Annotated in this window: 23 protein-coding genes and 1 pseudogene; 23 read left to right on the top strand and 1 reads right to left on the bottom strand. The window is 47.5% G+C overall.

The genetic code is table 11. The features are described from left to right. The first annotated feature begins 104 nt into the window (after positions 1–104). On the top strand, positions 105–1,772 hold the full coding sequence (locus DXA66_RS00825; RefSeq protein ID WP_118526200.1) for an AAA family ATPase: 1,668 nt from the start codon (positions 105–107) through the stop codon (positions 1,770–1,772). 362 nt (positions 1,773–2,134) lie between these two features. Next, on the top strand, positions 2,135–3,721 hold the full coding sequence (locus DXA66_RS00820; protein WP_118526198.1) for a bacteriophage abortive infection AbiH family protein: 1,587 nt from the start codon (positions 2,135–2,137) through the stop codon (positions 3,719–3,721). Between the two features lie 412 nt (positions 3,722–4,133). Here the strand turns inward: DXA66_RS00820 and DXA66_RS00815 are convergent, their stop codons facing one another. Continuing rightward, positions 4,134–4,475, bottom strand: coding sequence for a helix-turn-helix domain-containing protein (locus tag DXA66_RS00815; protein ID WP_117529398.1), 342 nt, complete (start codon positions 4,473–4,475; stop codon positions 4,134–4,136). A gap of 270 nt (positions 4,476–4,745) precedes the next feature. On the opposite strand from DXA66_RS00815, the gene DXA66_RS00810 reads away from it, so the two are divergent. The 21 genes and pseudogenes from DXA66_RS00810 to gpmI all read left to right on the top strand — a co-directional run bounded on the left by DXA66_RS00810 (position 4,746) and on the right by gpmI (position 22,626). After that, the gene (locus DXA66_RS00810) at positions 4,746–5,735 is read left to right on the top strand and encodes an AAA family ATPase (protein WP_118526196.1); all 990 of its coding nucleotides are present in this window, start codon (positions 4,746–4,748) and stop codon (positions 5,733–5,735) included. Beyond that, positions 5,719–6,210, top strand: a complete 492-nt coding sequence (locus DXA66_RS00805) for a hypothetical protein (protein ID WP_118526194.1) — start codon at positions 5,719–5,721, stop codon at positions 6,208–6,210. The genes DXA66_RS00810 and DXA66_RS00805 overlap by 17 nt, the downstream gene beginning before the upstream one ends. Then, complete coding sequence (locus DXA66_RS00800; protein ID WP_118526192.1) at positions 6,207–8,030, top strand: recombinase family protein; 1,824 nt, start codon at positions 6,207–6,209, stop codon at positions 8,028–8,030. Before DXA66_RS00805 ends, DXA66_RS00800 begins: the two co-directional genes overlap by 4 nt. A gap of 14 nt (positions 8,031–8,044) precedes the next feature. Beyond that, positions 8,045–8,863 (top strand): hypothetical protein, encoded by an 819-nt coding sequence (locus DXA66_RS00795; protein ID WP_118526190.1) that lies wholly within the window; start codon positions 8,045–8,047, stop codon positions 8,861–8,863. A gap of 53 nt (positions 8,864–8,916) precedes the next feature. Further along, entirely contained in the window at positions 8,917–9,249 is a 333-nt protein-coding gene (locus DXA66_RS00790) for a hypothetical protein (RefSeq protein ID WP_158576272.1), read from the top strand. Between the two features lie 60 nt (positions 9,250–9,309). Beyond that, positions 9,310–9,624 carry a helix-turn-helix domain-containing protein gene (locus DXA66_RS00785; RefSeq protein ID WP_158576270.1) on the top strand — a complete coding sequence of 105 codons (315 nt, stop codon included), beginning with the start codon at positions 9,310–9,312 and terminating at the stop codon, positions 9,622–9,624. Positions 9,625–9,769: 145 nt separating this feature from the next. Next, complete coding sequence (locus tag DXA66_RS00780) at positions 9,770–10,180, top strand: BrnT family toxin (RefSeq protein ID WP_223474369.1); 411 nt, start codon at positions 9,770–9,772, stop codon at positions 10,178–10,180. Between the two features lie 7 nt (positions 10,181–10,187). Continuing rightward, positions 10,188–10,361 (top strand): hypothetical protein, encoded by a 174-nt coding sequence (locus DXA66_RS00775; protein ID WP_223385778.1) that lies wholly within the window; start codon positions 10,188–10,190, stop codon positions 10,359–10,361. Between the two features lie 417 nt (positions 10,362–10,778). Further along, positions 10,779–11,183, top strand: a complete 405-nt coding sequence (locus DXA66_RS00770) for a DUF1972 domain-containing protein (RefSeq protein WP_118526183.1) — start codon at positions 10,779–10,781, stop codon at positions 11,181–11,183. 40 nt (positions 11,184–11,223) lie between these two features. After that, positions 11,224–12,120 (top strand): hypothetical protein, encoded by an 897-nt coding sequence (locus tag DXA66_RS00765; protein ID WP_118526181.1) that lies wholly within the window; start codon positions 11,224–11,226, stop codon positions 12,118–12,120. A gap of 123 nt (positions 12,121–12,243) precedes the next feature. Beyond that, positions 12,244–12,942 carry a DNA recombinase gene (locus DXA66_RS00760; RefSeq protein WP_118526179.1) on the top strand — a complete coding sequence of 233 codons (699 nt, stop codon included), beginning with the start codon at positions 12,244–12,246 and terminating at the stop codon, positions 12,940–12,942. A 5-nt stretch (positions 12,943–12,947) separates the two neighbouring features. Continuing rightward, a complete protein-coding gene (locus tag DXA66_RS00755; protein ID WP_118526177.1) occupies positions 12,948–14,798 on the top strand; it encodes a recombinase family protein in 1,851 nt (616 codons plus the stop codon). After that, a complete protein-coding gene (locus DXA66_RS00750) occupies positions 14,795–15,487 on the top strand; it encodes an integrase (protein ID WP_118526175.1) in 693 nt (230 codons plus the stop codon). The genes DXA66_RS00755 and DXA66_RS00750 overlap by 4 nt, the downstream gene beginning before the upstream one ends. Then, complete coding sequence (locus DXA66_RS00745) at positions 15,484–15,843, top strand: hypothetical protein (protein WP_118526173.1); 360 nt, start codon at positions 15,484–15,486, stop codon at positions 15,841–15,843. Before DXA66_RS00750 ends, DXA66_RS00745 begins: the two co-directional genes overlap by 4 nt. A gap of 10 nt (positions 15,844–15,853) precedes the next feature. Continuing rightward, positions 15,854–16,801 carry a hypothetical protein gene (locus DXA66_RS00740; RefSeq protein ID WP_118526171.1) on the top strand — a complete coding sequence of 316 codons (948 nt, stop codon included), beginning with the start codon at positions 15,854–15,856 and terminating at the stop codon, positions 16,799–16,801. Continuing rightward, a complete protein-coding gene (locus tag DXA66_RS00735; protein WP_118526169.1) occupies positions 16,798–17,637 on the top strand; it encodes a DUF6551 family protein in 840 nt (279 codons plus the stop codon). The genes DXA66_RS00740 and DXA66_RS00735 overlap by 4 nt, the downstream gene beginning before the upstream one ends. A gap of 526 nt (positions 17,638–18,163) precedes the next feature. Then, positions 18,164–18,307: pseudogene (locus DXA66_RS14725) on the top strand (4Fe-4S binding protein); the annotation flags it as partial. Positions 18,308–18,345: 38 nt separating this feature from the next. Then, entirely contained in the window at positions 18,346–18,543 is a 198-nt protein-coding gene (locus DXA66_RS00725; protein WP_158576268.1) for a Coenzyme F420 hydrogenase/dehydrogenase, beta subunit C-terminal domain, read from the top strand. 372 nt (positions 18,544–18,915) lie between these two features. Continuing rightward, a complete protein-coding gene (gene pgk / locus DXA66_RS00720; protein ID WP_118526165.1) occupies positions 18,916–20,124 on the top strand; it encodes a phosphoglycerate kinase in 1,209 nt (402 codons plus the stop codon). Between the two features lie 107 nt (positions 20,125–20,231). Continuing rightward, positions 20,232–21,002, top strand: coding sequence for a triose-phosphate isomerase (tpiA, locus tag DXA66_RS00715; RefSeq protein ID WP_005945612.1), 771 nt, complete (start codon positions 20,232–20,234; stop codon positions 21,000–21,002). A 97-nt stretch (positions 21,003–21,099) separates the two neighbouring features. Continuing rightward, positions 21,100–22,626, top strand: coding sequence for a 2,3-bisphosphoglycerate-independent phosphoglycerate mutase (gene gpmI, locus DXA66_RS00710; protein ID WP_118526163.1), 1,527 nt, complete (start codon positions 21,100–21,102; stop codon positions 22,624–22,626). Positions 22,627–22,772: the final 146 nt, after the last annotated feature.

Below are 22,772 nucleotides of genomic sequence, written 5' to 3'. Positions count from 1 at the left end.
GAATCAATGCGGTAAGCAGAATTTTTCTTGTAAGAACACGAGATTCATGGTATCATAGAAGCGATGAAAAGTCTGTGCGTGGCTATGTGAAAGGAGCAGCAGAGATGAAAAAATTGAACATCCCGGTTGGTATTTCGGACTTTGAGAAGATTCGGAACGGTGGGTTTTATTATATTGACAAATCTGGCCTGATTACGGAAATTTTGAGCGAAAAATCAGAAGTGACACTTATCACTCGCCCACGGCGTTTCGGTAAGACGCTTGGTATGAGTATGCTGGAAAGCTTCTTTGACATCCGCAAGGACAGCAGAAAGTTGTTTGAAGGACTGGAAATTGCAGAGCATCAGGCATTATGTGATGAGTGGATGAACCAATATCCTACAATTTTTGTTTCGTTTCGGCAAGTAGATGGACTGGATTTCACCGGGGCGTATGATATGCTCACAATGGTGATAGCAGATTTGTACAACAAACATCTTTATTTGCTTGATAGTGAAAATGCTACAGAGTTCCAAAAAACAGCGTTTGCGCATCTTGCACATGGCAGTGGCTCCATAAAAGAAGTTAAGAGCAGCCTTATGCTTTTGACAACGATGATGCAAAGTTACTATGAAAAGCCTGTAATTCTTCTTATAGACGAGTATGATGTACCCGTAGCAAAAGCGAACAATAACGGTTATTATGATGAAATGCTCGATGTCATGAAAGGCCTGATGCAAGCACTGAAAGACAATCAAGCTCTTCAATTTGCAGTTGTTACAGGTTGCCTGAAGATTGCGAAAGAGAGTATCTTTACAGGAACCAACAATTTTGTATCGGATACTATCACCAATTCTCGTCTGAACGAGTATTTCGGATTTGTACAGAGCGAGGTTGACCAGCTACTAAAGGATGCCGACCTGAAAGGGCAGGCCGAAAACATTAAGAAATGGTATGATGGCTATCATTTCGGCGATTTTGATGTTTACTGCCCGTGGGACGTAATGAATTACATGCTGGAATTGCAGCGCAATCCGAAAGCAAAGCCTATCAGCTACTGGAAAAATACCAGCGACAATGCTATCATCCGTTCCTTTATTGACTATGCGGGCAGTACGATCACAAATAAACTTGAAACCCTGATGGCTGGTGGCTGCATCGTTCAGCGTGTAGATGAAAACCTAACCTATGATTATCTGCATTCCTCAGAAGACAATCTTTGGAGTACGCTGTACTTGACAGGGTACCTGACCAAAGCTCGTGAAGGCGATTATAAAGGCGAATTGCCGGATGGCATGGTTGCCCTTATGATTCCTAATGCAGAAATCAAAGAGATTTTTGAAACAACAGTCATCAAATGGTTCGATGACAGTACGAAGAAGTGGAATCGAAATGCTTTGTTCGATGCAGTCTGGAACGGTGATAGCGAGGGCATTACCAAGGAAATGAATGCTCTGCTTCGGCGTACCATAAGCTACCATGACTACCGGGAAGACTTCTATCATGCTTTCCTTGCGGGCATCTTCACAGGTGCCGGATATATGGTAGACTCTAACAAGGAGCATGGAGAAGGCCGAAGTGATGTGGTCGTTTACGATTCCATCAATGCCCGCGTTGCAATCTTTGAAGCAAAGTACACGAAGGTTTTGGAAAATCTGGAAAGTGAATGTGATATAGCCTTGCAGCAAATTGATGATCGGATGTATGCAAAGGAGTATGAGGATGATTACGATCAGATTCTTTGCTACGGTATTTCGTTCTTTAAGAAACGCTGCATGGTAAAGAAAAAATAAGTTGTCCTTAATCTTAAAGAGTTATAAAGTGAAGCTCGCATAAACTACAGACAGTACTCAAGCTTGTTCGAGGGTACGTTTGCAGCGTATGCGAGCTTTTTAATTTGTGATTTTAATACAGATGAATGTTAAATTCCAAGGCTGACAAGAGTAGCCTTTAACTCTTTTGTTATGGCTAGTGTAAAAGAAAAGAAAGACCTAAGCAACATGGGGAAGGTAGAATGAAATTGCCTTGTAAGAACGTTAAATTCATGGTATCATAAAAACGATGGAGAGCCTATTAACTTGGCGAAGAATTGAAGACTATTGATGAATACGAACGAAAACATTGGGAGTTAGGGCGAATTACGCCAGTCTAAACTATGGAAGTAAAGAATTGTAAAACTTGTGGCAAACAATTTCTGAGTGAAACTGATAATTCATACTGTCGTATTTGCAACAAAAAGTGGTATGAGAAGCAGGGAAAAATTCGGGAACAAGCTGAAAACTTAAAATGGCAAGAACAGAAAGAACAGGAGCGAAAACTATTTGAGGCAAAAGTGCAAACATATAAACCAATCTTGATGGAAAGTGTAAATCCTTCAGCACATACACTTTATATTATAGGGAATGGCTTTGACTTGATGCATAGAGTCCCCTCAAGCTACTATAACTTTCGTGATAGTCTTGGCAAGAATAATAGTCTTCGATATAGTCTTGAAACAGCATTAACAGCCGAAGACATATGGGCGGACTTTGAAAACGCACTTGGTACTTTGAATCTCAATTTGATGGGGAGCAGGAATATCATCGATATGTGGCTTGACGATTTTGGGGTTTATGGTGATGAGGATAGTGGCGCTGCGGAGTTCTATATGGCTGTGGAAGCTGCAGCGGCACCAATGGCCAATTTAGTAAATAACCTTCAGCCGACCTTTCGTAGATGGATTGAGCGCCTTGAGGTTGGAACTGATGATCGACCACTGAATGGACTTATTCATCCACAGGGAAAGGTCCTTGATTTTAACTATACAGAATTTATTGAAACGCTGTATGGTGTAAAAGAAGTTTGTTACATCCATGGGAGCAGAAAAAAGAAGAAAAAATTGATTCTTGGACATAAGCCAGGAGCGGCAGGAAATTTTCATCAGAAAAATAGGAAGCCGCAAAATTATCGTCAGGCTATGATTGATGTAGCACAGGACAATGTGTTTGACTTGATCGGACAGTATGATAAGGATTTAACCAAGGACAGTCAAGAAATTATTAAAAACAATCAGGCTTTTTTTGATGGATTGGCATGCACTGAACAGATTGTTGTGATTGGGCATTCAATCTCACTAGTTGATTGGGATTATTTTATTGAAGTGAATAAAAAAGCATCGAATGCGCATTGGTGTTTTGGAATTTATGGCCTAAATGATCTCCGAAATATGGCTGAGTTGGTAAAAAGTTTGAACATAAAGAATTACGATATCTTTCGGACAGACAGCATTTGGACGAAACCCAAAAAAGTTGGCAACGGAAAGGCATCTCAAAGGGCATTGAAACCGAGAATTTTTCAAGAGGATGAGATCACTGTTACGATAAGACAAATGTATGATTTGATGATTGGTGATTCGTATGAAATTATCCTTCCGAATCATGCAAAGAGTATAGTAATTTATGAGCATTGCATTTTTGTTGTAATGGATGATTTAGATAGAAACATAATCTTCTTCAAGCGACAAGCAAAGGGGTGGACGTTTATCAGCGTATTAGAAAGTTTTTTGCATCAGAGCCTTATAAACCGAAGACTTAGACACATATTTCTTAATGAAGATGATATTATCTTTGTATATAATAATCGCGTAAGAAAGTATGATCTTAATACTGGGAAACTGATTGCCAATCAGCAGATGCGGGATGCAAGGAGTAAGGAGTATTTGGGTAAGGATGTTATGAATAAGTTTGTTGGAAGAGGTATATGAGTTGGTTGAAAAGTTAAAACCTTATGTAGACGATAGCAGAGCGGTTTTGATTTAAGAGGGCGGCGGAAAATAGTTGGATACCGTTAGACTAAAATTTAAAAATATAGAGTAAAGCAGATAAGCCCTACAAGGCTCAAGTTGGTTTGAAAACTGATTGAAGCCTTGTAGGGCTTATTTTTTCCCTACTTGACAACCGCATAACAAGGGAAAGTAGAGAAAAAATCAATATTTTGATTGAAGATGAACAAGACGGTATAGAGGTAAGAGAAATTGTAAAAGGAGTATATGTAACATTTCCAAAATGAAATTAGTCAAGCCCGCATAAACCACAGACAGCACCCAGGAGAATTCGAGGGTGCGTCTGCAGCTTATGCGGGCCGTTTTATTTTGTGCTTTTTACTGCGAAATAATGTTAAACTCCAAGGCTGACAAGAATGGCCTTTAACTCCTTTGCCATGCGGATAATGACAGTCTGTTCAGTTTCATTACAGTCCAACAGCAAGCGATGAATTTCAGAGTTTGCAGAGGAAGATGAATATTCAAGACAGTCGAGCAAAAGCTCATCCGCGGAAACGGATAACGTGTTGGCAATTTTGACAAGAACAGAAAGGCTTGGAACCTTTGTGCCATTTTCGATTTGGACAATGTATTCACGACTGCAGTTGACTTTTGCGGCAAGAACTTCTTGCGTCAGATTCGATTTTGAACGGTAGAAGCTGATTCGTTTTCCTAAAGAAGTACGATTTACGGACATATAGTGATTTTCCTTTCAAATGCCCGCATAAGATACTTTAATTATTTGACTTATGGAGAAATGAATCAAGAGGAACCAAAGAGGTAATTTGCATAGAAGTCAGAATTCTTATTTTTTCCCTCTAGCGGAGATGGCTTCTGAGGCCAAAATATGAACCAACAGTTCACATTTTGAGCAACAAGTGAACTGCTGGTTCACAGAAAAAATCACCTGACAGGAGTATAATAAAAGCATGAAATCAAACAGCAAGGATAAGGTGGTGAGAACAACGTGGAACAACTGCTGACGCTGTACAGCGAAGTTCAGTCAACGGATGTACGGTGGCTGTGGTATCCCTTTATTGCAATCGGGAAAATCACACTGCTGCAAGGTGATCCTGGCGATGGAAAATCGACCATGATGATGAATCTGATTGCGGAACTTTCAACAGGAGGAGAGACCCCGGACAGTTGTAAAATCGGTACACCGCAAAAAGTGATTTATCAGTGCTCAGAGGATGGCGTTTCGGATACGATAAAGCCCCGATTGGAACGCTGCGGAGCAGACTGCAAGAAGATTGCTTTCATCAATGAAGAAGTTTATAACGGCCTCACATTGGATGATGAGCGCATCCGTCAGGCAATCATTGAATTCCGGCCGCGATTGGTCGTGATTGACCCGATTCAGGCTTATCTTGGCAGTGATTCGGATTTGCAGATCGCAGGCAGGGCACGGAAACTTATGCGCCGCCTTGGAATGTGGGCTGCTGGCTACGACTGCGCTATTGTTCTGATTGGACACCTCAATAAAAAAGAAGGCTCCAAAGGGCTGTACCGCAGCCTTGGCAGCATTGATGTTGTGGCAGCAGCACGAAGCGTCCTGCAGGTGGAGCGAGATACAGAGAACTCTGATATAAGAATCGTACATCAAATCAAAAACAGTCTTGCGCCTACAGCAGAAGACATCCGCTTTTCCATTTCTGCCGACAAGGGCTTTCGGTGGCTGGAGTGCAGACCACAACCTTTTGAAAATCAACAGTCGGATACCGAACCTAAATTTGATACAGAGCAACAGAAGGCTGCCTACTGGATCAAGCATTTCCTTGAAAAAGGTGATATGAGCGCAAATGAAATTTATTGCCGTCTGGACAACGAGGGGGTCAGCAAACGTGTGGCACGGATGGTAAAAACAGAAATGGGAATCCATTGCTACCAGAAGAAGCGGAGATGGTATTGGAGTGTTCAGCCGGAAGAAGGTGCTATGAATGGACCGCAAGTATAAGGTGGGTGGCTATGTGAAACTTGCAAAACTGTGGGAACGCTCCAAGGATGCAGCGGTGGCCTATCATAGTTCCTATTATGCTGAAAAGTTCAGGGATGATGCGGATAAAAGGCTGGTTGGTGTTTACATCGACATTACAGGGAATAAGGAAATCTATAAACGCCCGGAAATGGTGCATCTGCTCAAAGATTGCAAAAAGGGTGTCGTCAATCTGATTTTTTCACAGACAAGGGCCTACCTTGCAGCGAATACCTGTGATTTCTGTTTTTTGCTGCAATATCTGTTTGACATGCCGATGCGAGTGGACGTTGTTACGGATGATGACGACCAGAGAATTGACACGATTCTCGATGTTGATAACCAACGGCAGAGCCTGAAAGAATTGGCCGAAAAATATACATCAATCCGAAGGAAAGATTATCTTGAGTGGAGAATTCGAGTGGAAGATGAAATGACAAAGGCTGAAGAAAAATGAACGTAGAACATATCCCAGCAGAAGATGTGGACATGCTGCCGTGTGGAGCAGACTGGCAGAGTAGGCATTTGGAGTCCGAAAAGAGAAAAGCTGAAATTCGGGACAGAATCCATAAGCAGGCAGAACAGGGCCAGAAAACGGCAAAAGACTACTTTCGTCCGGCGAAACCGACACCGTCAATTTACGACAGTGACCTGAAGCGTGTAGCTGTTTATGCCCGTGTCAGCACTTCCAGCGAAGAACAGATTTCTTCCATTGAAAACCAGACTCTATACTACACCAAAAAGATTGCAGAAACGGAAAACTGGAATTTGCAGGATATTTACAGCGATGAAGGGAAATCGGGTACTTCACTGCGGAAACGGGATGCGTTTAAGCGCATGATGCGAGATGCCAAAGACCAGAAGATGGACTTGATTATCTGTGCCAGCATTTCGCGGTTTGCCCGGAATTTTTCTGATTGTATGACGCAGATCGCAGCATTGAAAACTATGCACCCGGCACATCCCATTGGCGTGTACTTTGAAACGGAAAACATCTACACGCTGAATCCAAGCAGTCAATACAGTCTTGACATTCAGGCTCTTTTGGCAGACTGGGAATCGGGCAACAAGAGCCGCCGGATGATCCTTTCGTATGATCAGCGCATTATGACAGGTCAGTATCCGGTGGCTGACCTGATGGGGTATCGGCATACGAAAGATGGCCAGTTGGTGATCGAGCCGGAAGAAGCGAAGACGGTGCGGTTTATCTTTCTGGCGTTTATTCAAGGGTATAACTACGATCAGATTGCAACGATTCTGACGCAGAAGAAGCGCAGCACCCTGCGCGGCAGGCAGGAGTGGAATGGCATGATGGTGGCAAACATCATGAAAAATGAACGCCGCTGGGGTGATCTGGAAGCCCGGAAGAGCATCGTGGTGGACTACAAGCTGGGCAAGGTTACAAAGAATAATGGGAATCGCTGCTCTGCCTATGTCCCGGAACATCACGAAGCGATTGTTTCGCCGGAAATTGCACGGGCTGCACATCTGGTGGCATCCAGCAGCAAAAAGTGCGGTGTGCAGGATATTGTGGTGATCCAGCAGGGAACATTGAAAGGCTTTGTTGGCATCCATCCGAATTGGAGCGGCATCAGTGTTGAAAGCATCCGCAGCCTTTGCCTGAGCACCTATCTGCCGGAAGAGGTGATGAAACTGAACGATATAGCAGAGATGAGGGCTGGGGCAACACTGGGAAAGGCACTTCAATCTGAATATATGACGGTTTCAGGTGCTTGCTTTATCAACCAGAGCAGCCCGGTTATGACGATTTCTAAAAATGGAATCCGTTTCAGCAAGGCCTGCCATAGCCAGTTGGACGACTGCGAGTATGTGGAACTGCTCTATCATCCGATTCTGCAGGTCGTGATTTTGCGAAAGAGCAATCACGGCTTTTCAACGACGATGCGCTGGAGAGATGACAATGACGTTCATAGTGCTTTTTCAGCCAGAGCATTTTCTGGACTGGTCTTCCAAACATTGAACTGGAGAAGGAATTGCCGCTATCAGTGCCGTGGTATCTGCCGGGGTCAGGGAAATGCAAAATTTCTAATTTTTGAATTAGATGAGTCCCGGGTTTTGACTGGGAAAAATCAGTATGAACAAGAAAATTGTTCGATGAATCTGAAATGCCGGCTATATCGGAGTAAATGGGTTCAGAGCATTACAGTTAGTGATGTGATGGAATCTGGCCAAGTCGTAGAAAATCCCATGATTGGTGCAATTCCAAGCAGAAATGAAGTTCAACGTGAACTGGATGATCTTTTGATGTCGATGTAGGAGGAACTTATAGAATGGAAGAAAAAAGCAGGACGCAGGAACTAAGCGTTCGGGAAATCTCCTTGATTCGTGAACTTGCACAGATAAGGAAAGAACATAAAAGAGAACTGGAGTACGAAAAGTTCGATGGCTATGAACTTCCGCCGCGCACCCAGTTTTCCATGCTGAATAAACCTGCAGTGAGCATAAAATATGGTGTTATGAAATTTAATATGGCGTGCATTCGGCTTTTTGAAGGAATCAAGTATGTCCTTCCGATTTTGCACCCCAATAAGAAGCGGCTTGCGTTGATTATGTGCCCGGAAGAGGACAGTGCATCTGTTGAATGGGCAAGACGGAAGGACGAAAACTGGGTGAATAAGGATATTACATCATTGGAATTTGTGGAAAATATCTTCAGGCTCATGAACTGGAATCGGGAATGCCGTTATAAAGTGCTTGGACGGGTGGCTAATTCAGATCAGGGTCTTTGTATGTTGTTTGATTTGGAAGAAGCAATCATGTTCACCCCGAAGCCACAGGAATATACAGATCCGCTTACTGGTGAAATGAAGAAAAAGCAGATGAAATTCTTCCCGGATGCCTATAAGAACCGTATCGGAAAATCTTATAATGACTATATTGCAGACCATCAGATGAACATGTTTGAAGACTTCATTGGGTATCAGAGTTCTACTGTATTGGATGAGCCCGAACGGGAAGCAGGCACTACTTCAATACCGATTCCGCAACGTGAAGAATCTGAAAATATACCTTCGCCAGATTTACCGGGACAGCTTGAAAACGTACAACAATCGGGCAATGAGATTGCTGAGAGAGGAATGCCGACATGAATTCTGGGCGAGTTATGAACCTGCGAGTGACAATTCCGGCGGAAAGCCGGAGAATGAATGTTGGGAAAGATGTTATCCGTATTCTTGGAAGTCCGGCCTATATCTGCGTTTTGCAGAGGAAAGATCGGAAGTCTATTGCAATCACGCCGTGTGCTGCGGAGCATCCCATGTCCTTTAAGGTCCCGGATAAGCTACTGACCGATGGGCAGTGTCGGATGATGATTAACGGAATACAGTTCATTCAGGTGTTGCTGGAAGCAAATGGTCTGGCGGCAGGAAAAGACCATCAGTTTAAAGGATGGTATGATGCCGAGAAAAATGCAGTTATCATTTCGCTTGAAAAAGATGAACAAAGTGCCCTCTCGCCTCAAAAGTGTACAACTTGACATTACGTCCACTTGGACGTATAATACGTCCAAATGGACGTGATGAAGGGAGCCGATATTATGCGTGCCGGAATTTTAGATGGCTTTCAAACGATAATTCCAACAGCGGCAGCCGTCTTATTGAAAAAACGACAAATGTTAAGGCTGACGCAACAAGAGATTGCTGATCGCGCAAAAATAACTTTGCGTCAATATCAAAGGTTGGAATCTGGGGAAAGAAGTATTTTGACCTGTTCTTTTGGCTTGGCGTGTCGAGTAATTGAAGCTCTTGATATGGATGTTTCTAAATTCTATCATGGTGACTATTACCTTGAAGAAGAAGTGAAGACAATGAGAGGCAAAGGGATTGCCAGCAGAAAAAAGTCATCGATTTAAAGGACGGCATGATGCCAAGAAAGAGCAATATGGACAAATCTATGTTGAAAAGTTTACATCTGCCAGCTTGATATGCAAGGCGTTTTATGGTAAGATGAAAGCATAATAGGGAGATTATGAAGCTCGGAGAGAGGCGGTGAGGCCGATGGAAGATAACAGGATGGTTAGTTTCTCACTGGGAGGAATGGCCTTTGAATACGATGATAATAAAAATCAGATAAATATTAAAAAACACGGAATTTCATTTAAGAGTGCAGCGCGTATCTTCTTTGACTATGACCGAATCGAGTTTTATGATGAGGATCATAGTTATGACGAAGATCGATATAACACCATAGGCGATACTTCTGCTGGACGGATTTCTCAAAAAGCAGAGGGTGCATTGATTGGCAATATAGACCAGTTCATCGGAAAGGTGAATGAAATACTATTTGTTGTATATACTGAACGAGTAAGAATTGAAGAAAGCGGTACAAAAACAGATGTGACAAGATTGATTTCGGCACGAATGGCTACCGAATTTGAAAGGGGGCTTTATTATGGTAAAAACGAGTGAAATGTCTATGGAACTGAAACAGGAACTTGCATTTACAAAAGAAGAACTCGCAGAACTGGAAGCGGCAAAGAAAATGCCAATCACGTTTGATGCGGATTGCCCTGAAACCACACCTGAGCGGGCGGTTAAATTTAGAAGAGTTAATCCGCCGCGTAACAGAATGGATGCCCATGGAGCATAATCATAATCAAGAAAAGAACGTATAGAGCGCAAGTAAGCCCTACAAGGCTCAGATCGGTTCGGAACCGACTGAAACCCTTGTAGGGCTTATTTTTTTGTGAATTTTTTTGTTCCTTACTTGACATCCGCATAGGGGCAACCAAGAAAACCTACGATAACAAAAGGGTTTTGACGGCTTGAGTTGTCCTTCAAATGTTTTATTTGTTGAAAAACTGCAAGATGCGGAAAATCCGGGGTTATATGTGGGAGGCTTTTTGGAAAGCTCTGTTTTGACCCACAAAAGGAGCAGCAAATAAAGATTGAAGGAGAGTTCAAGCCTACGGTGGATTGCCTTTGTGCGACCCGCCGTAGGTTTGTTTTTATCCATAAGGGAATAGATGCAACATTAGCGATAAAAATGTGAGGATGGAATAGAGGAATGAATTCAAAAAAAGAAGTGCAGCATGTATACCTTGTCGGCGCGAAGTCATTGGGGGCTTACGGAGGTTATGAGACCTTTGTCTACAAGCTCACAGAGTATCACCAGAATGCTTATTTCCACGGTCACACGGTTGGTGGTACAAATCCCTCGCTGATTGAAGCTCTTGGAAGTACCGATTTGAACTTACTGGTTGATGTTGGGTTCAACAAAGAGGTGGCAGAGGATTGCGCTTTGTATTGGAGCCGCAAGCCGGGTAGCCTTGCTAAGTTGATTGATAAGGCAGACCAAATGAGTACAGATGAAATTTCAGAGATGGGCCGGAGAGCCAAGAAGCGTGTGGCAGAAGAGTATACATGGGATAAGATCTGTGGGCAGTATGAAGATGTGTTTGTGGGGAAATGATTTACTTCGGTAAGATAATAAGTTTTATTAAGGTGAGAGTATGAATACAGAAGCTCAATTTCTTAGATATGGACATTATTATGACAAAATTGACTTGTATATTGCGGAATGCAATTTTTATAAAAATTTAGTGGAGAAAGCTCATTTTACGCATTCACCAATAATCAAGATGAATAATTTCTTGCCGATAAATCAGGAGTATAAAGCCTATTATGAGCATGACAATTACATTCTGTATTTTGGAAGATATGCAAGAGAAAAAGGCGTTTTGACGATTTTAAAGGCATATGCCAAGATGCATTGTGATGAGAAATTGGTTCTGGTTGGAAAAGGATCGGAAGAAGATTCGGTAGATTACATTATGGCAGTGCCCGCTTCTGAGAACCATTTACTTGGCATTATTTCTGTTTTAATAGAAAAAACAATAGGTAAAGGAAGAATCTTTTCGGGAACATATTATATTTTGCTGGGTGCGTTGATTGCAAGAACAAGAATATTTGCAAAGGCAAAAATTATTCTTCCAGTATTGGTGGGAACGTTTTTAGCTGCAGCATTCTTAAATCTCTTTCTCATGAAAATAATAATGAGTGTGATGTTCTTTATGTTAGTGTTGATGTGCAACTGCTCTGGCGATGGAAGAAAATTTAGACGAACAAGTACAGTAATGTATTATATCCCTTCGGTTCAAACGCTATATGATTTGGAAAAGGCCTTGAATCTTCCTGAGTGCGCTCTGGTAAAAAGAGTAAATGGGCAAGCGGAGGTGGATGCTTCACAGTGGTCAGAGGAGAAGGAACAGGTGGGACGCGCCTGTCGAGAGCTGGAACACGCCTTGGCTGCAAATCTGACGAAATCGAATCTGCGGAAGGCAAGTGATGCCATCAGTACCATTGCCAAAATGCTGAGTGGTACTGAGGCGTCCTCAAATAAAAAATAGTCTGTGAGATGTCTCAAAAGTGACATGGGTGTCCTTGAGTGTAAAGCTGCACAGAGATAGAATTATAGGTAAAGGAATCAGCAGTAAATCGGTGCATTTTCAGCACATCAGGAGGCAGTACATATGGATCAGGTGACAAAGATGGAAACACGGCTTGCAGAGCCAGCTCCGCAGGAATCTACCCTTGCACAAAGCGGCTCCAATGTGCTGCGCCGTCACATCAAGGAGAATCCCAAGAAAGCGGCCCTTGCCCGTCACCGCCTGTGGCTGGACAGTATCCCGTATGAGTATCCCATGCCATATACGCCGTATAAGATCGGGGTGTACATCCGGTATTTCAATCAGACCCGACATGAGAACTATCTGGAAAAGCATATCCAGCAGTATATGGACGATATTGCCCTGTGCCCGCAGTGGACACTGGTGGATTTCTATGTGGATAGGGGAATGACCGCCCCGCACATGGAGTACTCCAAAGAGGGGTGCCGTCTGCTGGAGGATTGCTTCACCGGTAAGGTGGACCTCATCGTGACGCAAAAGGTCAGCAATGTGTCCAGTGATTGGAAAGAAATGTCCTTTATGGCACGGATGCTGGCGGCGCAGGAGCATCCTGTGGGAATCTACTTTATTTCTGAAGACATTTTTACACTGGCATCGTATTACCAAGCTGACCTGCGGGATACAGGACTGCTGCCGGAGGGCTGGCAGACTCTCCCGGCGGATGAACTGGATGAACCGATGCTATCGACCCTGCCGAAACCTGCCATGCCGGAGCGGGCAGAGCAACTGCGCCTTGAAGAAGAAACGAATGCAATGGAGTGAACTGAGTGGAAAAGACAGAACTGACCAATGCCCAAAATCAGAACCGGGTGCGGCAGCGCATCTCGCAGGCCTCGATTGATCCGGATAAATACGAGTACATCCCGGCGAAGGAGCAGAACGACCATGTGAAAGCCGACCAGTATCAGCAAGTCGCCATCTACGCCCGTGTTTCCACAGACAACCCCATGCAGACCACATCCTTTGAGCTGCAGCAGAAGTATTACGAAGAGCTGGTGGCACAGCATCCTCAGTGGGTGCTGGTGAAGATCTACGCAGACGAAGGAAAATCCGGCACTACCATGCAGCATCGGGATGGGTTTAATGAGATGCTGGCAAATGCGAATGCCGGAAAAATCGACTTGATCATTGTAAAAAATATTTCTCGTTTTGCCCGTAATGTGGTGGACTGCCTGAGCATCATCCGCAAGCTGTCTGAGAAGAAAATCGGCGTGCTGTTTGAGTCGGAAGCAATCTACTCCCTGAACGATGATTCTCACATGGCACTGTCTTTTCAGGCCACCATTGCAGAGCAGGAATCCCGTACCCGCAGCCGGAGTATGGAAACTTCCCTGCGGATGCGGCTGGACCATGGCCTGCCTCTGACCCCGGAACTGCTGGGTTTTGTGAAGAACGAGGACGGCAAGCTCGTTGTCAACCCGGAGACTTACAAGATCCCGAAGCTCATGTTCTATATGTACCTGTACGGATATTCCACCCAGCAGATCGCAGACATCCTCACGAAGCTGAGCAAGCGGACGTATCTGGGGAATCTGAAGTGGACGGCATCCGGTGTGGCAGCCAGTATGCGGAACGAGCGTTACTGCGGAGATGTGCTGACCCGCAAGCGGTTCACCAAGTTTGCGGCAGATGTTCACGACCAGAAGTCCTTCAAGAACCGGGGAGAAAAGCCCCAGAGTCATTACCGGGATGACCATGAAGCCATCATCGACCGGAACGATTTTCTGGCAGTCCAGCGCATCATGAACAATGCCAGGTTCGGCGGTACGTCTCTGCTGCCGGAACTGCAGGTCATCCCGGACGGTCTGCTGAAAGGCTTTGTCATCGTTCACCCCAAGTGGGGCAGCTTCACCAAGGAAGATTACATCGCCGCTTGCCGGAGCGTGGACAGCAACCCAGAAGATGAGAGGCGGCTAGAGGTGCGGGAAGGCTCCTTCGACCTGACCGGATATGAGGTGGCAGACTTTAAACTGTTCAGTGACCAGAGTGTCCCTGCCATCATGCTTCACAAGGATAGCATTGCTTTCAGTGTGGCAGCCATCCGGGAGATGGATCTGAAAGATAATTATGTAGAACTGTTGGTGCATCCGCTGCGGAAAGAAATCGCCGTGCGCCCCACCGCCAAGGAGAACCGCTGTGCCATCCAGTGGGCAAACGGTGTCCGGGGCTATCGCCGTTCCCGTTCGGTAGCCGCCAAGGCCTATATCCAGACCCTGTATCAAATCTTCGGCTGGGATCAGGACAACAACTATAAGCTCTACGGCCGCATCTACCGGGATGGGCAGGATGCCGCCTGCATCTATGCCGGAACCAACGCCAGCGTGTACATCAAAGATAATGAGGTCACCGTGGAGGATGCCACCGGCCAGAACATCTGTCGGCAAGGCAAACGTATCCGTGGCGTAGTGGGGGACTTCGGGCAGGGTGTCGGCAATGGGTATTATGTAGAAAAGAGCATGATCGAGCTTCGGAATCTGACCCGGCAGGAGTGGCAGACCCGGCTTGCCGGACAGATGGTCAGCACCGGAACGGAGCTTCAGGTCACCTCGTATGAAGAATTGCGCAGTTTCATTCAGGAAGAACTGGGGGAACTGTTTGAGGAGGACGTACAGAAATGATGGAAGAGAATGCACAGATGAGCCTGCTGCCGGATGCAGCTGTTGCAGCGCAGATGACCATGACAGGTGAAGAAGAAATCGACCTCAGTGAATATGAGATCGTCCGCCCGGAGTTCTTCGCTCACATCAAAGAACCAGCATTGACGGTGAATGTGGACAAGATCGGTGTGAATACCGCCTGTGTTCGCCTGATGCCGGATGTGGAATATGTGCAGATCCTCATCAACCGAAAAGAGAAGAAGCTCCTGCTCAAACCCTGCGATGAAATTGAGATCACCGGATACCGCTGGGGTCGGACAAAGGACGGCAAGCGGTATCCCTCCCAGCGGACAGGAGAACTTTTTGTTCTGACTCTGTGTGAGATCATGGACTGGAATCCGGATTATCGGTATAAGGTGCTGGGCAAAATGGTGCAGGCCAATGGAAAAGCCCTGATCGCCTTTGACCTCACATCCAGTGAATGCTTCCCCAAGGTGGTCAACCGGGATGGCAAGAAGGTCAGCAGTCGCCAATCCGTTTTTGCGGAACAGTGGAGCGGCAAGTTTGGCCCCACCTATTCCGAGAGCCGCCGTTCTCTGGCAGTCAAGACCTTTGATAATTACACGGTCATCACGGTAAACGGGAAAAAGACCGAGGTGCATCCGCAGGCACAGCCGCAGCAGCAGGGAAGTATGGGTGATTCCTTATGAAACAGGACAACGAGCTTGGCTTGCGCATCAGTGCCAAGTATAACCGCATCTACATCCACCGCACAACGCTGAAGGCCATGGGAGATCCGGCGTTCGTGTCGCTGGGCATCCACCCGCAGAGCAAAAAGCTGGTGGTGCTGGCAGCAAGGGAGGCAACAGCGGATGCGCTGCGTGTCCGGTGCTGGGAGGATAATTCCTTCTGTATCCAGAGCAAGGTACTTTTGGACGGTATCTGCACGGTGGCACCGCAGGTCGGAACACAGGACTCCTGCCTGCTGCACGGAAGGCTGCTGAAGGAACAGAATGCAGCCGCCTTTGATATGAGCGACATCGAAACCATCACGGAAGCGGAATGAGGGAGAACACATGAAACAGGTCTGGCAAATCGACCCGGAGTTCAGACTGCTGAGCGTTCCACTATCTCTGGAGGAGGAAAACAGGCTGGAGAATAGCCTGCTCCGTGAAGGCTGCAGGGAGCCCATTGTGGTGTGGCACGGCTGCATTCTGGATGGACACAAGCGTTATGAAATCTGCAGTTACGAAGAGATGGACTACAAAACAGTAGAAATGAATTTTGTCTCCAGAGAGGATGCCATTATCTGGATATGCAAAAAGCGAGTTAAGGAATCTTCTGCGGACAAAACGATTTATAAGTACCTTGTAGGAAAATGGTATAACGCAGAGAAAACAAGGATTCACGCAAAACGAAAAGAAGAACGAAGAAAAAGTCTGGATTTAGCAATCAAGAAAAAAGGAGAGGAAGGACAGCTGGTAAGCATTCCAGTTGATCGTATATCCAAAGTAATAGCAGTGCAGATTTCAATGTCGTATAATTCAGTAGAGTCGTATGGTATGCTGGCAAAATTTCTGGATGAGATTGCAGAAAAGGATGAAGCCTTTTTTACGGCACTTGTTGAAAACAAAATCGTTGTTTCCTTTGAAAAAATGCGGAAGCTTGCACAAATGGACGAAACAAAGCTAATTGATATCAGGAGAAAACTGCTAAGAGAAGAAGATGTGAAAATGCGTCAGCGAAAGCCAAGGCAGCAATCAACGGACGGCCTATCCGGGAAGACGCAGCAAAAGCAGACCACACCACTGGAGGTGGGCATCAAGGAGATGCCGATGTTTGACCCGGACATGGAATTCCGTGGGCTGGCACTGACGATCCCCACATGGATGAATGCCATCGCACGAACCCGGGCAAAGACAGATATCGATTTGGTGTCCGAACCGACCAAGGCGCAGCTTGCTGTGATCCTGCGCAGACTGGAAGAACAAATTACGCAGACGCTGGAGGTAATTGAAAGATGATTGCAGAAGATATGCTGACCCAAGCGCAGCAGCGCTGCATCCCGGATGTGTCCTTTGAGCTGATCCCCATCCGAAATCTGGTTTCCAATCAGGAGTACCAGCGGCCGCTGTCCGAAAATCATATCCGTAAGGCACTGGAAGAATTTGACGTCTACCAGATCAACCCGGTCAAGGTGAGCCGCCGCGACGGCATCAACTATGTGTTTGACGGCCAGCACACCATCGAGATCATTGCCAGTGAGTCCGGTTCCCGTGATACCCCGGTGTGGTGTATGATCTACGATGACCTGAAATATAAGGAGGAAGCTCATATCTTTGCCGACCAGCAAAAGCATGTCAAGGCGCTGTCCTCTTTCGAGACCTTCAAGGCGCATATTGAAGCAGATGACCCCAAACAGAAGATGATTGAGGCCATTGTGCAGTCCTATGGCCTGGCAATCACCTCGACCAAAGCAAAAAACGGTATCAGTGCAGTTTCTACACTGGAGCGCATCTATGACAAATATGGACAGGCTGTTCTGGACAGAACGCTCCGTCTGGCAGCGGCAACATGGGAGGGAGAAAACAACTCCTTCTCTGGCAACATCCTGATGGGCATTGCTCGCATCGTTGTGGCGTATGGGGATACTGTCCGGGACGATGTGTTCAAAGACCATGTGGGCCGAGTGTCGGTGAAGGCAATCATCCGTGCGGCAAAAGAACGCCGCCCCGGTGCGCTGGGCTATTCTGAAGCCATGATTATCGAATACAACAAGAAAAGCAAGTTCCGCCTTTCGCTGAAAACGCTCTATGGCGGGAAGGCGATGAGCGGCGAGGATGACTTCGGGGAAGAGTAAAGTAACAGTACGCTTTTTTAGATGGGGGATTCACATTGTACTTGATTGCTGCCTGTGTTACCTCGTGCTTCTCTGCATAGCTTAAAAGGGATTGACGGAACTTCATGGTTTGCGTTACAGTATTCATGGCGAATGCGTTGTCCTTTCTGTGTGGTTTGTGTATCAACTTAACTATAACACAGGACGACCCATTCGTCTTTCTTTTTATCATCTATTGTAATCCTACAAATCCTACAGTTTCAACGAGAAAATCAACTTGCTGATAGCAGGAAAGCGTAGTATAATTAAATTGGTATATTATGAATTGTAGAGAGGTGGAGTGATTGCGCTGACTCCAAATAAAATGTTTTTCGATCAATAACAATCCTGGTACGCTGCCGGAGAGATGGGAAAAAGTCGTGAGGTGTTGGAATGAAGACCAATAAAATTGGAACGATCACTTTCCATAATTCATACAATTACGGTTCGGCGTTGCAGGCATTTGCGCTACAGACATACTTGAAAAAAAGAAGGATATCAGTCGAGGATCATTGATTACGAATATAAGAAAGATTTTAAACACTATAAGCTGTTCAGGACATATTCGTACTTATATTATCCCAAATATAATAGTAAAGAGGAATGCTGCGGATGCGGTGCTTGTTCCAGCGTATGTCCCAAAAGCGCCATTACGATGCAGGAGGATGCCCTTACGCACAAAGACAGCGTGTGGGCGACATTACCATTGGAGATTATTGGGGCGTTCAGAAATATGATCCGCAGCTTCTGGTGGAACAGGGAGGAACGATCAATAGTAAAGAAGGCGTTTCCTGCCTGCTGATAAACACGGAACGCGGACAACACCTTGTCGAGAAATACGGTGCGAAGATAGAAAGCTATCCGGTTGAATTTTCTAACATTGCTTAGGAGAATACGCAGCTGAACCGGCCAACGAAGCATACCAGACTGAGAAATAAAATTTTCAGGAAGTATAAGGCGAGCGGCTATGCTGGTGTGGAAGCAATTTTTGAGCGGGATCAGCGGAACCAGAAGTTCATATGGGGAATGTATGACCGCATTTGCGGAATGTTCTGCCGGAAAACACGGTAAGGCTGCGGCTTTCGGTCAAAATACACACATTTCCGTGCATCAGCGGCAAATGTTTGTTAAACTATTATCTATCTTGCAAGCTTGCAATGTGCACGTTTTTTGTTTATAATAGTAGAGTAACGGGGCAAGACCCCCGAATGCGAGCGAAACTCTAGTTCAGAAATTAAAACTTGAGAGGAGTTTATTACCATGGGTTTAGGTAAGAAGACGATCGACGATCAGAACTACTGCGGCAAGAAGGTGCTTGTCCGTTGCGATTTCAACGTCCCGATGAAGGACGGCGTGATCACCAACGAGAACCGCATCAATGCAGCTCTGCCCACCATCCAGAAGCTGGTCAACGATGGCGCAAAGGTCATCCTGTGCAGCCATCTGGGCAAGCCCAAGAACGGCCCCGAGGCAAAGTTCAGCCTGGCACCCGTTGCTGTGGCTCTGAGCGCAAAGCTGGGCAAGACCGTTGTGTTTGCAGATGACGACAATGTTGTCGGCGAGAACGCAAAGGCTGCTGTTGCTGCCATGAACAACGGCGATGTCGTTCTGCTGCAGAACACCCGTTTCCGCAAGGAAGAGACCAAGAACATGCCCGAGTTCAGCGAAGAGCTGGCTTCTCTGGCTGATGCATATGTTGACGATGCATTCGGCAGCTGCCACCGTGCACACTGCTCCACTGCAGGTGTCACCGACTTCATCAAGGATACCGCTGTCGGCTATCTGATGGAGAAGGAGATCAAGTATCTGGGCAACGCTGTGAACGATCCCGTTCGTCCCTTCACCGCTATTCTGGGCGGCGCAAAGGTCGCAGACAAGCTGAATGTTATCTCCAATCTGCTGGAGAAGGTCGATACCCTGATCATCGGCGGTGGCATGGCTTACACCTTCGTCAAGGCTCAGGGCTACGAGGTCGGCAAGAGCCTGTGCGACGATTCCAAGCTGGATTACTGCAAGGAAATGATGGCCAAGGCTCAGGAGAAGGGCGTGAAGCTGCTGCTGCCCGTTGATGCTGTCTGCATCAAGGACTTCCCCGATCCCATCGACGCTCCCGTCAAGACCACGGTTGTTCCTGTCACCGCGATCCCGGCTGACATGGAAGGCTGCGACATCGGCCCTGAGACCATGAAGCTGTTTGCTGACGCCGTCAAGGCATCCAAGACCGTTGTCTGGAACGGCCCCATGGGTGTGTTCGAGAACCCCACTCTGGCAGCCGGCACTCTGGCAGTTGCAAAGGCTATGGCTGAGAGCGATGCTACCACCGTGATCGGCGGCGGCGACAGCGCAGCAGCTGTGCAGCAGATGGGTCTGGGCGACAAGATGACCCACATCTCCACCGGCGGCGGCGCTTCTCTGGAGTATCTGGAGGGCAAGGAGTTGCCCGGCATCGCAGTTATTCAGAACGCATAATCTGATCCCGGCATCATAATGGGTGCGGCGGCTTTAGCGCCGCCGCATCTTTTTGTTTGTGCAGAGCTTTCTGCACGATAGAAGGTAAATAAAGGAGATAGAGTATCATGGATAAGGCAAAGCGTAAGGCTATCATTGCAGGCAACTGGAAGATGAACAAGACTGCCTCCGAGGCTGCTGTTCTGGTGGACGAGCTGGTCCCCGCCGTGCAGGACGCAGGCTGCGAGGTGGTCATCTGCACCCCGTATACCGATCTGGTCACCGCTGTGGAAAAGACCAAGGGCACCAACATCCATGTGGGTGCTGAGAATGTTCACTTCGAGAAGTCCGGCGCTTTTACCGGCGAGATCAGCGCTGACATGCTGGTGGATCTGGGCGTGGAGTACGTCATTGTGGGCCACTCTGAGCGCCGCCAGTACTTCGCCGAGACCGACCAGACCGTGAACAAGCGCGCTCTGGCTGCTCTGAATGCCGGTCTGAAGGTCATCATCTGCGTGGGCGAGAGCCTGCAGCAGCGCGAAGAGGGCGTGACCGAAGAGCTGGTGCGTATGCAGACCAAGATCGCTCTGCGTGATGTGACCGCTGAGCAGATGGCAAATGTCGTGATCGCTTACGAGCCCATCTGGGCCATCGGCACCGGCAAGACCGCTACCGCCGATCAGGCTGAGGAAGTCTGCGGCCAGATCCGCAAGGTGATCGGCGAGGTGTACGGCGAGGCAGTTGCCGAGGCTACCACTGTCCAGTACGGCGGCAGTATGAACGCCAAGAACTGCGAGGAACTGCTGAGCAAAAAGGATGTGGACGGCGGCCTGATCGGCGGCGCATCCCTGAAGGCTCCCGACTTTGCAGTGATCGTCAATGCAGCCACCAAGGGCTGATCGACGGTTTAAATCAGCTGTTTCAGCGCCCGGCTGCGCCGCATTTCCAGCGCTGTGCCGGGCGCTGATTTGTTAAATTCAAAGGAGATTCAATTTTATGGCAAAGAAACCTGTTCTTCTGTGCATCATGGATGGCTTCGGCTGGGTGCCGGAGGAGACCTTCGGCAACGCCGTGGTCGCCGCAAAGAAACCCCACCTCGATGCTCTGATGGCAAAATATCCCATGACCACCATCAACGCTTCCGGTATGGCCGTCGGTCTGCCCGAGGGCCAGATGGGCAACTCTGAGGTTGGCCACACCAACATGGGCGCTGGCCGCATCGTGTACCAGCAGCTCACCCTCATCACCAAGTCCATCAAGGACGGCGAGATGCTCCAGAACCCGGTTCTGGTCAAGAACATGAAGGCTGCCATCGATGCCGGCAAGGCCATCCATCTGATGGGTCTGGTGGGCACCGGCGGTGTGCACAGCCACGCAGACCACTGGTTCGGCGTGCTGGAAATGGCAAAACATCTGGGTGCAAAGAACGTTTACCTGCACTGCATCACCGATGGCCGTGATACTGACCCGCACTCCGGCAAGGGCTTCCTGGCCGACCTGCAGGCCAAGCTGGACGAGCTGGGCATCGGCAAGATCGCCAGCATCTCCGGCCGTTACTACGCCATGGATCGCGATAACAACTGGGATCGTGAAGAGAAGGCATATGCTGCCTTTGTCTACGGCGAGGGCAATCATGCCGCCAACGCTGCCGAGGCCATCGAGGCATCCTATGCAGCAGACAAGACCGACGAGTTCGTTCTGCCCTGCGTCACCTGTGAGGGTGGCCGCGTGCAGGACGGCGACACTGTGATCTTCATGAACTTCCGTCCCGATCGTGCCCGCCAGATGACTCGTATCTTCTGCGACGATGCGTTCACCGGCTTTGAGCGCCGCGGCGGCCGCAAGCAGGTGAACTATGTCTGCATGGCCGAATACGATGCCACCATGCCCAACTGCGAGGTCGCCTATCCGCCTGTGGAGCTGAAGAACGTTCTGGGCCAGTACCTGTCCGAGAATGGCAAGACTCAGCTGCGCATTGCCGAGACCGAGAAGTACGCTCATGTCACCTTCTTCTTCAACGGCGGCGTGGAGGCTCCCTACGAGGGCGAGGACCGCTGCGTGATCCCCAGCCCGAAGGTCGCCACCTACGATCTGCAGCCTGAGATGAGCGCCCCGGCTGTTGCTGCCGAGTGCGTCAAGCGCATCGAGAGCGGCAAGTACGATGTGGTGATCCTGAACTTCGCAAACTGTGATATGGTCGGCCACACCGGCGTGTTCGATGCTGCGGTCAAGGCCGTGGAAGCCGTTGACACTGCTGTGGATCAGGTGGTCACTGCGGTGCTGAACGCAGGCGGCTGCGCCTTCATCACCGCCGACCACGGCAACGCCGAGAAGATGATGAACCCGGACGGTACTCCGTTCACCGCACACACCACCAATGTGGTGCCCTTTGTGGCAGTTGGCTGCGGCGATGTGAAGCTGCGTGAGGGCGGCTGCCTTGCCGATATCGCTCCCACCATGCTGCCGTATATTGGTCTGCCCGTGCCTGCTGAAATGACCGGCAAGAGCATCATTGTGGAGTAACTGACCGTTAAAATGGCCGACGCGTTCGCTTTGGCTATGAATAGCGGAATTGTTATTCTTATATTTACAGCTCTGGAAAATCTGCGGATTTTCCAGAGCTGTTTTTTCACGCGAAAAGCCGATAAGATAAATTGCGTTTTTGGGTT

Source organism: Faecalibacterium sp. OF03-6AC (assembly GCF_003478175.1).
GTDB classification, from domain to species: domain Bacteria; phylum Bacillota; class Clostridia; order Oscillospirales; family Ruminococcaceae; genus Faecalibacterium; species Faecalibacterium taiwanense.
The sequence above is the reverse complement of the archived record's forward strand: the minus strand, read 5'-3'. Positions and strand labels throughout refer to the sequence as shown.

Excerpts from the sequence above, each read along its gene's own strand:
- DXA66_RS00825 (WP_118526200.1), top strand. The coding sequence starts at position 105 with ATGAAAAAATTGAACATCCCGGTTGGTATTTCGGACTTTGAGAAGATT.
- DXA66_RS00820 (WP_118526198.1), top strand. The coding sequence starts at position 2,135 with ATGGAAGTAAAGAATTGTAAAACTTGTGGCAAACAATTTCTGAGTGAA.
- DXA66_RS00815 (WP_117529398.1), bottom strand. The coding sequence starts at position 4,475 with ATGTCCGTAAATCGTACTTCTTTAGGAAAACGAATCAGCTTCTACCGT.
- DXA66_RS00805 (WP_118526194.1), top strand. The coding sequence starts at position 5,719 with ATGGACCGCAAGTATAAGGTGGGTGGCTATGTGAAACTTGCAAAACTG.
- DXA66_RS00800 (WP_118526192.1), top strand. The coding sequence starts at position 6,207 with ATGAACGTAGAACATATCCCAGCAGAAGATGTGGACATGCTGCCGTGT.
- DXA66_RS00795 (WP_118526190.1), top strand. The coding sequence starts at position 8,045 with ATGGAAGAAAAAAGCAGGACGCAGGAACTAAGCGTTCGGGAAATCTCC.
- DXA66_RS00790 (WP_158576272.1), top strand. The coding sequence starts at position 8,917 with ATGAATGTTGGGAAAGATGTTATCCGTATTCTTGGAAGTCCGGCCTAT.
- DXA66_RS00785 (WP_158576270.1), top strand. The coding sequence starts at position 9,310 with ATGCGTGCCGGAATTTTAGATGGCTTTCAAACGATAATTCCAACAGCG.
- DXA66_RS00780 (WP_223474369.1), top strand. The coding sequence starts at position 9,770 with ATGGAAGATAACAGGATGGTTAGTTTCTCACTGGGAGGAATGGCCTTT.
- DXA66_RS00775 (WP_223385778.1), top strand. The coding sequence starts at position 10,188 with ATGGAACTGAAACAGGAACTTGCATTTACAAAAGAAGAACTCGCAGAA.
- DXA66_RS00770 (WP_118526183.1), top strand. The coding sequence starts at position 10,779 with ATGAATTCAAAAAAAGAAGTGCAGCATGTATACCTTGTCGGCGCGAAG.
- DXA66_RS00765 (WP_118526181.1), top strand. The coding sequence starts at position 11,224 with ATGAATACAGAAGCTCAATTTCTTAGATATGGACATTATTATGACAAA.
- DXA66_RS00760 (WP_118526179.1), top strand. The coding sequence starts at position 12,244 with ATGGATCAGGTGACAAAGATGGAAACACGGCTTGCAGAGCCAGCTCCG.
- DXA66_RS00750 (WP_118526175.1), top strand. The coding sequence starts at position 14,795 with ATGATGGAAGAGAATGCACAGATGAGCCTGCTGCCGGATGCAGCTGTT.
- DXA66_RS00745 (WP_118526173.1), top strand. The coding sequence starts at position 15,484 with ATGAAACAGGACAACGAGCTTGGCTTGCGCATCAGTGCCAAGTATAAC.
- DXA66_RS00740 (WP_118526171.1), top strand. The coding sequence starts at position 15,854 with ATGAAACAGGTCTGGCAAATCGACCCGGAGTTCAGACTGCTGAGCGTT.
- DXA66_RS00735 (WP_118526169.1), top strand. The coding sequence starts at position 16,798 with ATGATTGCAGAAGATATGCTGACCCAAGCGCAGCAGCGCTGCATCCCG.
- pgk (WP_118526165.1), top strand. The coding sequence starts at position 18,916 with ATGGGTTTAGGTAAGAAGACGATCGACGATCAGAACTACTGCGGCAAG.
- tpiA (WP_005945612.1), top strand. The coding sequence starts at position 20,232 with ATGGATAAGGCAAAGCGTAAGGCTATCATTGCAGGCAACTGGAAGATG.
- gpmI (WP_118526163.1), top strand. The coding sequence starts at position 21,100 with ATGGCAAAGAAACCTGTTCTTCTGTGCATCATGGATGGCTTCGGCTGG.